Origin of the sequence: Streptomyces antimicrobicus (genome assembly GCF_020532625.1) — a bacterium.
Lineage (GTDB): Bacteria > Actinomycetota > Actinomycetes > Streptomycetales > Streptomycetaceae > Streptomyces > Streptomyces antimicrobicus.
On the sequence record NZ_JAJAUY010000166.1, the window covers coordinates 1 to 12,662 of the forward strand.

The window sequence follows — 12,662 nt, forward strand, 5'->3', positions numbered from 1 at the left end:
CCCGGGCCGGGGCCCGCGAGGCACTGCTGGGCCTCGGCACCCCCGGGCGGGTCCTGCGGACCGCCGCCGTGCTGCGGGCGACCGCCGTGCTCGTCGTCTGCGCGCCGCTGTGCTGGGGCGTGGCGCAGCTGACGTACCTGGCGCTGACCCGCTCGGGAACGACGCCGTGACGACGCCGTAGGGTGGGCGGGGTGGCCCACCGAGACAACGCCGAGTCCGAGATCGAGACGCTCGCCGAGTTCGACCACGTGGTCGCCCGGGGCTCGCTGAGCGGCTACCGCATCCAGTCGGTCAACCTGCTGGAACGCACCTTCGCCCTGCTGTCCGCGGACACCTCCGCGGCCGTCTTCCTCGGCTGCCCGATGGAGCCGGACGCGGCGGCCAAGGTCCGCGCGGACGGCGCCCTGGTCTTCCCTCCGGTGCCGGACCTCCCCGTCGACCCGTACCGGGGGCTGCTCTACTCCCCCGAGGAGCTGTTCGCCTCGCTCGCCGGCGGGTACGAGGCCACCCCGGACGCCCGGGCCTACGCCTGGTTCCAGCAGACCAAGGCCGACGGTGACGTCCTGTCCTCGATGCTGCGCGCCATCCACGACGACACCCTCTCCGACGCGCTCGACGAACACCTGCGAGGCGCCCGGGTGGTCGGGGTGATGGGCGGTCACGCGATGGCCCGCGGCGGCGCCGACTACCGGGGCGCGGCCGAGCTCGGCCGGACGCTGGCCCGCAGCGGTCTGACCGTGGCGACCGGCGGCGGGCCGGGCGCGATGGAGGCCGCCAACCTGGGCGCCTACCTGGCCCCCGCCCCCGACGAGGCGCTGCCGGAGGCCCTGGAACTGCTGGCCAAGGCGCCGTCGTTCACCCCGTCGGTCACGGAGTGGGCGCAGGCCGCGTTCGCGGTGCGCGAGCGCCGGCCGGACGGCGGGACCTCGGTCGGCATCCCGACCTGGTTCTACGGGCACGAACCGCCGAACGCCTTCGCCAGCCACATCGCCAAGTACTTCGCGAACGCCACCCGGGAGGACGGCCTGCTGGCCCGCTCGAACGCGGGCGTGGTCTTCCTGCCGGGCGCGGCCGGCACCGTCCAGGAGATCTTCGACAACGCGACGCCCAACTACTACGCCTCGCGCGGCGAGCCGACGCCGATGGTGCTGGTCGACCGGGCGCACTGGACCGAGCACCTGCCCGCGTGGCCGCTGCTGCGCTCGCTGGCGCGGGCCCGGTCGATGGAGTCGCGGATCGCCCTGGTGGAGTCCGTCTCGGAGGTCCCGGCGGCCCTCGCCGCGATGAACACGTCCTGACAGGCAACTTCGGAGCCCGTTCTCCCGTCTGGCAGAGGTACGCAAAACCTGCCGGACGTGAACGGAGCCCTTCGTGCTCATAGGCCTGCTGACCGCCATCGCGGCATCCATCTGCTACGGCACGGGCTCGGTGCTCCAAGCCGTGGGCTCCCGCCGGGCCGCCCGCAGCTCCCCGGCGGCCGCCGGGGTCACCCAGCACGGCGGACCCGATCTGGCCTCCACCGCCAAGGCCGCGATGACCTGGGAGTTCATCGTCGGCACCGTGCTGGACTTCGTCGGCTTCGGCCTCGGCGCGCTCGCCGCCCGGCTGCTGCCGCTGTTCCTGTCCCAGACCGTCATCAGCGCCAATCTGGTGATCACGGCCGTGCTGAGCGTGAAGCTGCTCGGCATCAGGCTGAACCGCAAGGAGTGGACCTCCATCGGCGTGGTCTGCGGGGCGCTGGTGCTGCTGGCGACCGCCGCGGGCGCCGAGGGCAGCGGCCACACCCCGATCTCCACCCACTGGTGGCTGCTCGCCGTGACGGTGGTGATCATCGTCGGCGGGACGGTCGCCGTCCGGCTGCTCGGTGCCCGGGCCGCGATCCTGGCCGGTCTGTTCTCCGGCCTCGGCTTCGGGGCGCTCGGTGTCGGCGTGCGGGTGCTGAACGGGATCGACCCCTTCGACCTGGGCGCGCTGCTGACCGACCCCGCCCTCTACGCGATCCTGCTGGCCGGCACCGGCGGCATGTACCTGCACACGGTGGCCCTGCAGATCGGCTCGGTGAACGGCGCCACCGCCGCCCTGGTCGTCGGCGAGACCGTGCTGCCCGGCGCGATCGGCGTCCTGTGGCTCGGTGACGCCTCCCGCGCCGGCTACGCCTGGCTCGCGATCGCGGGCTTCGTCCTGGCGGTCGCCGGCGCGGTGGCCGTGGCCTGGTTCGGCCAGCACGAGGCCGCCCCCGCATCCGTGCCCGCGCCCGCGCCGGAGCCGGAGCCGGAGGCCGTCCCGGTGCCGTAGCGGGGCGGGCTACGGGGCCGGCAGGACGACGACCTCGGCCGGGGCGAAGCGGGCGGTGACCCGGTCCCCGGCGGCCGGGGCGCCGGCCAGGTCGCACTCGGCCTCCAGGACCGGCCCGGTCCTCGGCTCCAGGGTGAGCGTGACGTGGGTGCCGCGGAAGGTCCGCGCCGCGACCACGCAGTCCAGCCCGCTCCCCGCACCGGTCGCGGGATCGCCGAGCAGCACCCCGGCGGGCCGGACCAGCACCTGGTGCGCGCCCTGCGGGGAGCCGGCGGGCACCGGGACCGGGCCCCACGGGGTGGTCGCCGTCGTCCCGGCGACGGTGGCCGGGACCACGTTGTCGAAGCCCAGGAAGCGGGCGACGAACTCCGACGCGGGCCGCTGCCACACCTCCAGGGGGCTGCCCGCCTGCGCGATCCTGCCGTCGCGCATCACCACCACCCGGTCGGCCAGGGCGAAGGCCTCGGCCTGGTCGTGGGTGACCGCCAGCACCGTCGTACCCAGGCGCGAGAACAGCGCGCGCAGCTCGACGGCCAGGCGTTCGCGCAGGCCCCGGTCGAGCTGGCCGAGCGGCTCGTCGAGCATCAGCAGCCGCGGCTCGGGCGCCAGGGCCCGGGCCAGGGCGACGCGCTGCTGCTCGCCGCCGGAGAGCGAGGCCACCGCCCGGCGCTGCGCGCCCGGCAGACCCACCAGCTCCAGCAGTTCGGCCACCCGCGGCTCGTACGCGGCCCGCCGGGCGCCCCGTATCCGCAGGCCGAAGGCGACGTTGCCGCCGACGTCGCGGTGCGGGAAGAGCTGGTGGTCCTGGAACATCAGGCCCACCCCGCGCCGGTGCGCCGGCACGGCGGCCTGGTCGGCGCCGCCGAGCCGGACCCGGCCGCCGTCCGGCGCCTGGAGGCCGGCGATCACCCGCAGCAGGGTGGACTTGCCGCTGCCGCTGGGTCCGAGCACGCACACGACCTCGTGCTCGGCGACGTCGAGGTCGACCGCGTCGACGACCGCCCGGTCGCCGAAGCGGACGGTGATCTCCTCCAGTGCGAGCAGCGTCATCAGAACTCTCCCGAGGTCTTGTCGGATCGCAGTCGCTCCAGCACCAGCAGGGACACCGCGCACACCAGCATCAAGATCGTGCTCAGGGCCATGGCCTGCCCGTAGTTGAGTTCGCCCGCCCGCCCGAGCAGCCGTGCCACGGCCACCGGCAGGGTGGGACGGTCGGGGCGGGCGATGAAGACGGTCGCGCCGAACTCGCCGAGCGAGACCGCGAAGGCGAAGCCCGCGGCGATCAGCACCGCCCGCCGCACCAGCGGCAGGTCCACCTCCCGCCACGCCCGCCAGGGGGACGCGCCGAGGACGGCCGCGGCCTCCCGCAGCCGGTCGTCGACCGCCCGCAGCACCGGCAGCATGGTCCGCACCACGAACGGCACGCCGACCAGGGCCTGCGCCAGCGGCACCAGGATCCACGAGGTCCGCAGGTCCAGCGGCGGTTCGTCGAGGGTGATCAGGAAGCCGAAGCCGACCGTCACCGCGGACACGCCCAGCGGCAGCATCAGCAGGGCGTCGAAGCCGCGCGTGAAGGGGCCGCCGCGCCGGGCCAGTGCCGCCGCCGCGAGCCCCCCGACGACCAGGGCGATCGCGGTCGCCGCGCCCGCGTACCGCAGGGAGTTCCCGATCGCCTCCAGCGGCGCCACGAGGAAGGTCCCGGTGGCGCGGGCGTCGCCGAGGGCCCGGTAGAAGTCCCAGCCGTAGCCGCCGGGAGCGTCGAAGGAGCGTTCCACCAGCACGCCGAGCGGCAGCACGATCAGCAGGGCGACGGTCAGCAGGACCCCGCCCAGCAGCGTCCGCTGGCCCACGCCGCGCGGCGGGCGGGCGGTGCGGGCCGGGTCCACCAGCTTCAGCGCGGTCTCCCGCCGGCGCACCGCCCAGGCGTGCACGCCGAGGATCGCCCCGACCGCCGCGAACTGCACGAGCGTCAGCACGGCCGCGGTCTGCAGGTCCAGCAGCTGCGCCGTCTGGCGGTAGACCTCCACCTCCAAGGTGGCGTACGAGGGCCCGCCCAGGATCTGTACGACGCCGAACGAGCTGAAGGTGAACAGGAACACCATCAGCGAGGCGGCGGCCACGGCGGGCCCGAGGGCGGGCAGGGTCACCCGGCGCCAGGCGGCGAACCGGCCCGCGCCCAGCACCCGTGCGGCCTCCTCCTGCCGCGGGTCGAGCTGGGCCCACAGGCCGCCGACGGTGCGGACCACGACGGCGTAGTTGAAGAAGACGTGCGCGAGCAGGATCGCCCAGACGGTGGTGTCCAGCCGGACCCCCCACAGCTCGTCCAGCAGTCCGCCGCGCCCGACCAGCGCCAGGAAGGCGCTGCCGACGACCACGGTCGGCAGCACGAACGGCACGGTCACCACCGCCCGCAGCAGGTGCCGCCCGCGGAAGTCCAAGCGGGCGAAGGCGTACGCGCCCGGCAGCGCGATCAGCAGCGTGAGCGCGGTGGAGACCAGCGCCTGCCACGTGGTGAACCACAGCACGTCGGCGATGTCCGGCCGGGTCAGCACCTCACCGATCCGGCCCCACCGCCAGCCGGCGTCGGTCCGCAGGCCCCGCCCGACGATCGCGGCGACGGGAAGGGCGAAGAAGAGGCCGAAGAAGGCGAGCGGCACCGCCATCAGGGCGAGCCGCACCGCCGTCGCCCGGCCCCGACGGCCGGCGGCCCGGGGGGACCCGCCCCCGGGACCGCCGGCGCGCGGACGGGCTACTTCACGACGAGCGAGGTCCACGCCTTGACCCACTGCTCACGGTTCTCGGCGATCGCCTCCGGAGCGACGTTCTCCGGCTTCTCGACGACCACACCGTGCTTCGTGAAGGCCTCGGGCAGCTGCGCGTCCTTCAGGACCGGGTTCACGAACATCTGAAGCGGCATGTCCTCCTGGAACTTCTTGCTCACCAGGAAGTCGATCAGGGCCTTGCCGCCCTCCTCGTTCGGGGCGCCCTTGAGCAGGCCGGCGAACTCCACCTGGCGGAAGCAGGTGCCGGTGGCCACGCCCGTCGGCGCCTCGGCCGGCTGCGGCTCGCCGTAGATCACCTCGACCGGGGGGCTGGAGGCGTAGGAGACCACCAGCGGGCGGTCGCCCTTGGCCTTCTTCCCGCCCGCGGAGCCGGAGAAGCGCTCGTTGTAGGCCTGCTCCCAGCCGTCGACGACCTCGACGCCGTTGGCCTTGAGCTTGCTCCAGTAGTCCTTCCAGCCCTCGTCGCCGTACTTGCCGACGGTGGCCAGCAGGAAGCCCAGGCCCGGCGAGGAGGTCGCGGCGTTCTCGGTGACCAGCAGGTTCTTGTACTCGGGCTTGACCAGGTCGTCGAGGGTCTGCGGCGGGGCGATCTTCTTGTCGGCGAAGTAGGCCTTGTCGTAGTTGACGCAGATGTCCCCGGAGTCGACCGGGGTCACCCGGTGCTGCGCCTTGTCGAGCTGGACCTCGTCCTTGACCCCGGCCAGGCCCTTGGCCTCGTACGGCGTGAAGAGCCCGTTGTCGAGGGCGCGCGAGAGCATCGTGTTGTCGACGCCGAAGAAGACGTCGCCGCGCGGGTGGCCCTTGGTGAGGATCTCCGCGTTCAGGGCAGCGCCCGCGTCCCCGCTCTTGAGCACCTTGACGGTGTAGCCGGAGGTCTTCTCGAACTCCTTGAGGACCGAGTCGGTCACGTTGAAGGAGTCGTGGCTGACCAGGGTCACGGTCCTGGACTGCCCGGAGCCGCTCGCGGCGTCCTTGTCCTCGGCGTCCCCGCCGCCGCACGCGGTGAGCGCGGTGACGCCCAGGGCCGCGGCGAGCACGCCGCCCGCCAGCTTCTTGGTGGTGCTCAAAGTGATTCCTCCTGGAGTGGACCAGGAGAAGACGCGGCCCTGCCCGGGCGCTGACGATCTGGCGATACGGAGCGGACGCCCGGGCAGGGCGCAACAGCTTGAGGTGGTGACCGAACTTCCTACCCAGAATGACCTGGGCAAGGTTCTGAGGGTCTGCGGCTGACGGATGCCGCACTCTCAGCGCTGTGGCGCTCCCCTGTCGGAATATGTGGATGTACGGGTGCCAGGTTACCGCTCGCTCGCCGCGAGCTGGCCGCAGGCTCCGTCGATCTCCTGGCCACGGGTGTCGCGGACGGTGACCGGCACCCCGTGACCTGCGATGGCCTGCACGAACGCCCGCTCGTCCTCGGGGCGGGACGCCGTCCACTTCGAGCCGGGGGTCGGGTTCAGCGGGATCAGGTTCACGTGGACCCGCTTGCCCTTGAGCAGCCGGCCCAGCAGGTCGCCGCGCCAGGCCTGGTCGTTGATGTCGCGGATCAGGGCGTACTCGATCGAGATCCGGCGGCCGGACTTCTCGGCGTACTCCCAGGCGGCGTCGAGGACCTCGCGGACCTTCCAGCGGGTGTTCACCGGGACCAGGGTGTCGCGCAGCTCGTCGTCGGGGGCGTGCAGGGAGACCGCGAGGCGGCACTTGAAGCCCTCGTCGGCGAACCGGAGCATCGCCGGGACCAGGCCCACGGTGGAGACGGTGATGCCGCGCTGGGACAGGCCGAGGCCGTCGGGCTCGGGGTCGGTCAGGCGGCGGATGGCGCCGACGACGCGCTTGTAGTTGGCCAGCGGCTCGCCCATGCCCATGAAGACGATGTTGGACAGCCGGGCCGGGCCGCCGGGGACCTCGCCGTCGCGCAGGGCGCGCATGCCGTCGACGATCTGGTGGACGATCTCCGCGGTGGACAGGTTGCGGTCCAGGCCCGCCTGCCCGGTGGCGCAGAAGGGGCAGTTCATGCCGCAGCCGGCCTGCGAGGAGATGCACATGGTGACCCGGTCGGGGTAGCGCATCAGGACGGACTCCACCAGGGTGCCGTCGTGCAGCTTCCACAGGGTCTTGCGGGTGGTGTCGTCGTCGCAGGAGATGTGCCGGACGACGGACATCAGCTCCGGCAGCAGTTCCTGCTGGAGCTTCTCGCGGGCGGCGGCGGGGATGTCGGTCCACTCGGCCGGGTCGTGCGCGTAGCGGGCGAAGTAGTGCTGGGAGAGCTGCTTGGCCCGGAACGGCTTCTCACCGATCGCGGCGACCGCCTCACGGCGCTCGGCGGGGCTGAGGTCGGCGAGGTGCCGCGGAGGCTTCTTGGCTCCGCGGGGCGCGACGAAGGTGAGCTCTCCCGGAGCGGGGCGGGCCATGGCAGGTACTCCTCGTAAGACGAAAGGCGCGCCGCATCAGCAGCGCGCCCTTCCAGGGTACCGGCAGCGCCCGGCACCGGCCCGGCCCGGCGGACCGGGCGGGGTGCGCCGGGCGGCCCGGGCGGGGTACGCCGGGCCGGCGGACCGGGCGTCAGGCCGTGCCGACGAAGGCCGCCAGCAGCAGCCACACCACGGGGGCCGTGGGCAGCAGCGAGTCCAGGCGGTCCATGATGCCGCCGTGGCCCGGCAGCAGCGTGCCCATGTCCTTGATGCCCAGGTCCCGCTTGATCATCGACTCGCCCAGGTCGCCCAGCGTGGCGCTGACCGCCACGGCCAGGCCCAGCAGGAGGCCCTGCCACCAGGCCCCGTCGTCGATCAGGAACTGCATGCACAGCGCACCGGCCGCCATCGCGAAGGCGACGGCGCCGAACAGGCCCTCGCGGGTCTTGCCCGGGCTGATCCGGGGCGCGAGCTTGTGCTTGCCGAAGCGCCAGCCCACCGCGTAGGCGCCGGTGTCACTGACGACCGTGAGCAGCAGGAAGGTGACCACGCGCTGCGGACCGTCCTCGGCCTTCAGCATCATCGCCACGAACGTGGCCAGGAACGGCACGTAGAACGCGGCGAAGACACCGGCCGTGACGTCCTTGAGGTAGTCCTCCGGCGGTTCGGTCATCCGCCACACGAGCACCGCGAGCGCCGTGAGGGCCATGGCCACCCACGCCCCCTCGGCCCCGCTGACGTAGCCCGCGATGACCATGGCCGCGCCGCCGAGGGCGAGCGGGACCAGGGGTGCCTTGATGCCCTTGCGCTCCTGGAGCCGCGAGGTCAGTTCCCACAGGCCGACGACGACCGCGACGACCACGACGCCGACGAAGACCTCTTTGACGATGAACAGCGATGCGAAGATCACCGCACCGAGGCCGACGCCGACCCCTATGGCAGCGCGCAGGTCGCGCCCCGCCCGCTTCTTCGGCGGTGGCTGGGAAGCGGCCTGCGGGGCCTGCGAAGGTGGCGTGGGCATGGGCTCCTGCGGCGGCAGCTCGGTATGGACCGGGGGGCCGCCCGGAAGGGCAGCCCCCCGATCATAAGCCGCACCCGCCGGAACCGGCTCCGCGGCCCAGGGAGAGTCGTTCATCAGACCTCGAGCAGCTCGGCTTCCTTGTGCTTGAGCAGCTCGTCCACCTGCGCGACGTACTTCGCGGTGGTGTCGTCGAGCTCCTTCTCGGCGCGGCGCACCTCGTCCTCGCCGGCCTCCTTGTCCTTGACCAGCTTGTCGAGGGCGTCCTTGGCCTTGCGGCGCACGGAGCGGATGGAGACGCGGGAGTCCTCGGCCTTGCCCTTGGCGACCTTGATGAACTCGCGGCGGCGCTCCTCGGTCAGCTCGGGGAAGGTGACCCGGATGATGTTGCCGTCGTTGCTGGGGTTGACGCCCAGGTCGGAGTCGCGGATGGCCTGCTCGATGTTGCGCAGGGCGCTCTTGTCGAACGGCGTGACCACGGCCATACGCGGCTCGGGCACCGAGAAGGAGGCCAGCTGGTTGATGGGGGTCAGCGCACCGTAGTAGTCCGCCACGATCTTGTTGAACATCGCCGGGTGCGCACGCCCGGTGCGGATCGCGGCGAAGTCCTCCTTGGCGACCACGACGGCCTTCTCCATCTTCTCCTCGGCCTCGAGGAGGATTTCTTCGATCACCACGTGCTCCTGCATGTCTTGAATGGATGGTTCAGGCGGGCGGGCCGGGCGCGTTCGTCGGCCCGGCAGAGCGCTCAGGCCCGGGTGCCCTGGTCGCTCACGAGCGTGCCGATCTTCTCACCCTTCACGGCCCGGGCGATATTGCCCTCGGTGAGCAGCTCGAAGACGAGGATCGGGAGCTTGTTGTCGCGGCACAGCGTGATGGCGGTGGCGTCGGCGACCTTCAGGTCGCGCGCGAGCACCTCGCCGTACTCCAGCGCGTCGAACTTGACGGCGTCCGGGTTCGTCTTCGGGTCGGAGTCGTAGACGCCGTCCACGCCGTTCTTGCCCATGAGCAGCGCCTCGGCGTCGATCTCCAGGGCGCGCTGGGCCGCGGTGGTGTCGGTGGAGAAGTAGGGCATGCCCATGCCGGCGCCGAAGATCACGACGCGGCCCTTCTCCAGGTGCCGTACGGCGCGCAGCGGGATGTACGGCTCGGCGACCTGGCCCATCGTGATGGCGGTCTGGACGCGGGAGTCGATGCCCTCCTTCTCCAGGAAGTCCTGGAGGGCGAGGCAGTTCATGACCGTACCGAGCATGCCCATGTAGTCGGAGCGGGCCCGGTCCATGCCGCGCTGCTGCAGTTCGGCGCCGCGGAAGAAGTTGCCGCCGCCGATGACGACCGCGATCTCCGCGCCGTCGCGGACGACGCCCGCGATCTCGCGCGCGATGGCGTGCACGACGTCGGGGTCGACACCCAGTCCGCCGCCGCCCGAGAAGGCTTCGCCGGACAGCTTCAGCAGGAAGCGGCGAACACCCTTGCGGTCGGGGTCGTTCTGGTCGTGGGATGCGGTGTGGGGGTCCACGCCCTGGTTCATGGAGATCTCCTCGTGCACATACGAAGAAGGCCATTGCCGGTGGGTCCTTGCGGTTCCCTCTTCGGCAATGGCCTCCTCGTCAGATCTGCGGTCGTCCTGCGCGGAGCCGGACGACTGCCTCAGACCCTACCGGGGTCCGGGTGTCCGTCGCGTACGGACAGGACTCAGATGCCGACCTTGATGCGGGTGAAGCGCTTCAGGGTGACACCGGCCTCGTCCAGGATCTGCTGGACGGTCTTCTTGTTGTCCAGCGCGTACGGCTGGCCGAGGAGGGTGGCCTCCTTGAAGAAGCCGTTCAGGCGGCCCTCGACGATCTTCGGGAGCGCGGCCTCGGGCTTGCCCTCGGCGCGGGTGGTCTCCTCGGCGACGCGGCGCTCGGACTCGACGACCTCGGCCGGGACGTCCTCCTTGGAGAGGTACTTCGGCGCGAAGGCGGCGATGTGCTGGGCGATGCCGCGGGCGACCTCGTTCTCCTTGTCGAGCTCGACCAGGACACCGATCTGCGGGGGCAGGTCGGGCATGGTGCGGTGCATGTAGGAGTGCACGTAGCCGTTGTCGAACTGCGCGAAGCGGTCCAGGACGATCTTCTCGCCGAGGTTGGCGTTGGCCTCGTCCACGAACGCCTGGACGGTCTTGCCGGGCTCGATCTCGGAGGCGAGCAGGGCGGCGATGTCGGCCGGCTTGGTGGCGGCGACGTGCGCGGCGATGGCCTTGGCGACGTCCTGGAACTTGTCACCCTTGGCGACGAAGTCCGTCTCGCACTTCAGCTCGACGAGGACACCGGAGGTGGCGTCATCGGCGATGAGGGACACGACGGCACCGTTCTCGGCGGAACGGCCCTCGCGCTTGGCGACGCCCTTCTGACCCTTGATGCGCAGCGCCTCGACGGCCTTGTCGACGTCGCCGCCGGACTCCTCCAGGGCCTTCTTGCAGTCCATCATGCCGGCGCCGGTGAGCTCGCGGAGCTTCTTGACGTCAGCGGCGGTGTAGTTCGCCATGAGTCCTTGTTCTCTCTCGAAGTCGTAGATCTACGGGTGAACGGCGGAGGAGCCGCGCTCGTGACGCGTCTCCCCCGCCGTCATCGTCCGTGCTGCGAGTGCCCGGCACGTGAACGCCGGGCGCTCTCAGAGGGTCAGGCCTGCTCGGCCTCGGCGGCCGGAGCCTCGGCGGCCGGGGCCTCGGCGGCGGCCGGGGCCTCGTCAGCCTTCTTCTCACCCTCGAGCAGGTCGCGCTCCCACTCGGCGAGCGGCTCGCCGGCGGCCTTGTCGCCCGGCTTCGAGTCACCGGCGGCAACGCCGGAACGGGCGATCAGGCCCTCGGCGACGGCGTCGGCGATCACACGCGTGAGCAGGGTGACGGAACGGATCGCGTCGTCGTTGCCCGGGATCTTGTAGTCGACCTCGTCGGGGTCGCAGTTGGTGTCGAGGATCGCGACGACCGGGATGTGGAGCTTGCGCGCCTCACCGACGGCGATGTGCTCCTTCTTGGTGTCGACGATCCAGACGGCGCTCGGCACCTTCTGCATCTCGCGGATACCACCGAGGGTCTTCTCCAGCTTGGCCTTCTCGCGGGAGAGGACCAGGAGCTCCTTCTTGGTGAGGCCGGAGGCGGCCACGTCCTCGAAGTCGATCGCCTCGAGCTCCTTCAGACGCTGAAGGCGCTTGTAGACGGTGGAGAAGTTGGTGAGCATGCCACCCAGCCAGCGCTGGTTGACGTACGGCATGCCGACGCGGGTCGCCTGCTCGGCGATCGCCTCCTGCGCCTGCTTCTTCGTGCCGACGAACATGATGGAGCCGCCGTGCGCGACGGTCTCCTTGACGAACTCGTAGGCGCGGTCGATGTACGACAGCGACTGGAGCAGGTCGATGATGTAGATGCCGTTGCGCTCGGTGAAGATGAAGCGCTTCATCTTCGGGTTCCAGCGACGGGTCTGGTGACCGAAGTGGACGCCGCTCTCCAGCAGCTCCCGCATCGTGACGACGGCCATGGCCGTATCTCCTTGGTTTCTCGGTTTCATTCCTGACGCCCCGGCGCGTCCTGCCCCCGCCGAAGGGGACCGAGAGACGCTGACGTCCGACCGGGAGACCGGCCGGTGCTGGGGCGTGCGAAGTCGACCCGGTGACCCGGATCGCCACAAGAAGTGTACGGGACCCGTACCGGTGCCGGGTGACGCGGCCGTCCACATCGGCCCCGTCGTCCACAGCCCCGACCGCGCGACCGGGACCGCGCGGGACGCTGCGGGGCATGACGACGATCATCCTGACTCTGCTGCTGACCTTGCTCCCGGCGGCGGTGGGGGTTGCCGCGGGGCCGACACCCGGGGGCGGGCCGGGGCTGGGGCCCGCCCCCTTGCTCCGGGCCGGCCCCACGGCGGCCAAGGCCGTGACGGGGCCGGGCTGGGCGCCGCCTGCGGCGCTGGCCGTGGCTGGGGGCGGGGACGCGCCCGGGGGCCCGGCGGGGGCCGTGCCCGGGGGCCCGGCCGGGGGCGGGCCTGGTGGTGGGGACGTGCCCGCGCCCGAGCCCCGGGGCGGGCCGGAGCTCGCTGCTGGGCCCCTGCTCCCGGCTGGCCCCACGGCGGCCAAGGCCGTGACGGGGCCGGGTTGGACGCCGCCTGCGGCGCTGGGGGC

11 protein-coding genes are annotated in these 12,662 nt (G+C 72.1%); 2 read left to right on the top strand and 9 right to left on the bottom strand.

Annotation, left to right across the window (positions count from 1 at the left end; genetic code table 11):
- The first annotated feature begins 191 nt into the window (after nucleotides 1–191).
- Nucleotides 192–1,298: an LOG family protein gene (locus LG632_RS26970; protein ID WP_226730159.1), complete on the top strand. Its 1,107-nt coding sequence runs from the start codon at nucleotides 192–194 to the stop codon at nucleotides 1,296–1,298.
- Nucleotides 1,299–1,371: 73 nt separating this feature from the next.
- Nucleotides 1,372–2,295 carry a DMT family protein gene (locus tag LG632_RS26975; RefSeq protein WP_226730160.1) on the top strand — a complete coding sequence of 308 codons (924 nt, stop codon included), beginning with the start codon at nucleotides 1,372–1,374 and terminating at the stop codon, nucleotides 2,293–2,295.
- A gap of 9 nt (nucleotides 2,296–2,304) precedes the next feature.
- On the opposite strand, the gene LG632_RS26980 is transcribed toward LG632_RS26975, so the two are convergent.
- The 9 genes from LG632_RS26980 to rpsB form a co-directional block, all read right to left on the bottom strand.
- Nucleotides 2,305–3,339, bottom strand: a complete 1,035-nt coding sequence (locus tag LG632_RS26980; protein WP_374203596.1) for an ABC transporter ATP-binding protein — start codon at nucleotides 3,337–3,339, stop codon at nucleotides 2,305–2,307.
- A gap of 5 nt (nucleotides 3,340–3,344) precedes the next feature.
- Nucleotides 3,345–4,958 carry an ABC transporter permease gene (locus LG632_RS26985; protein WP_226730167.1) on the bottom strand — a complete coding sequence of 538 codons (1,614 nt, stop codon included), beginning with the start codon at nucleotides 4,956–4,958 and terminating at the stop codon, nucleotides 3,345–3,347.
- 86 nt (nucleotides 4,959–5,044) lie between these two features.
- Complete coding sequence (locus LG632_RS26990) at nucleotides 5,045–6,145, bottom strand: thiamine ABC transporter substrate-binding protein (protein ID WP_226730162.1); 1,101 nt, start codon at nucleotides 6,143–6,145, stop codon at nucleotides 5,045–5,047.
- A gap of 228 nt (nucleotides 6,146–6,373) precedes the next feature.
- A complete protein-coding gene (gene rlmN, locus LG632_RS26995) occupies nucleotides 6,374–7,486 on the bottom strand; it encodes a dual-specificity RNA methyltransferase RlmN (RefSeq protein ID WP_226730163.1) in 1,113 nt (370 codons plus the stop codon).
- Nucleotides 7,487–7,637: 151 nt separating this feature from the next.
- Nucleotides 7,638–8,621, bottom strand: a complete 984-nt coding sequence (locus LG632_RS27000) for a phosphatidate cytidylyltransferase (protein ID WP_226730164.1) — start codon at nucleotides 8,619–8,621, stop codon at nucleotides 7,638–7,640.
- Nucleotides 8,621–9,178, bottom strand: coding sequence for a ribosome recycling factor (gene frr / locus LG632_RS27005; protein ID WP_226730168.1), 558 nt, complete (start codon nucleotides 9,176–9,178; stop codon nucleotides 8,621–8,623). The genes LG632_RS27000 and frr overlap by 1 nt, the downstream gene beginning before the upstream one ends.
- Nucleotides 9,179–9,252: 74 nt before the next feature.
- Nucleotides 9,253–10,035: a UMP kinase gene (gene pyrH, locus LG632_RS27010; protein ID WP_226730165.1), complete on the bottom strand. Its 783-nt coding sequence runs from the start codon at nucleotides 10,033–10,035 to the stop codon at nucleotides 9,253–9,255.
- A 164-nt stretch (nucleotides 10,036–10,199) separates the two neighbouring features.
- Nucleotides 10,200–11,033 (bottom strand): translation elongation factor Ts, encoded by an 834-nt coding sequence (gene tsf, locus LG632_RS27015; protein WP_226730166.1) that lies wholly within the window; start codon nucleotides 11,031–11,033, stop codon nucleotides 10,200–10,202.
- 134 nt (nucleotides 11,034–11,167) lie between these two features.
- Complete coding sequence (rpsB, locus tag LG632_RS27020) at nucleotides 11,168–12,022, bottom strand: 30S ribosomal protein S2 (protein ID WP_125642108.1); 855 nt, start codon at nucleotides 12,020–12,022, stop codon at nucleotides 11,168–11,170.
- Between the last annotated feature and the right edge of the window lie 640 nt (nucleotides 12,023–12,662).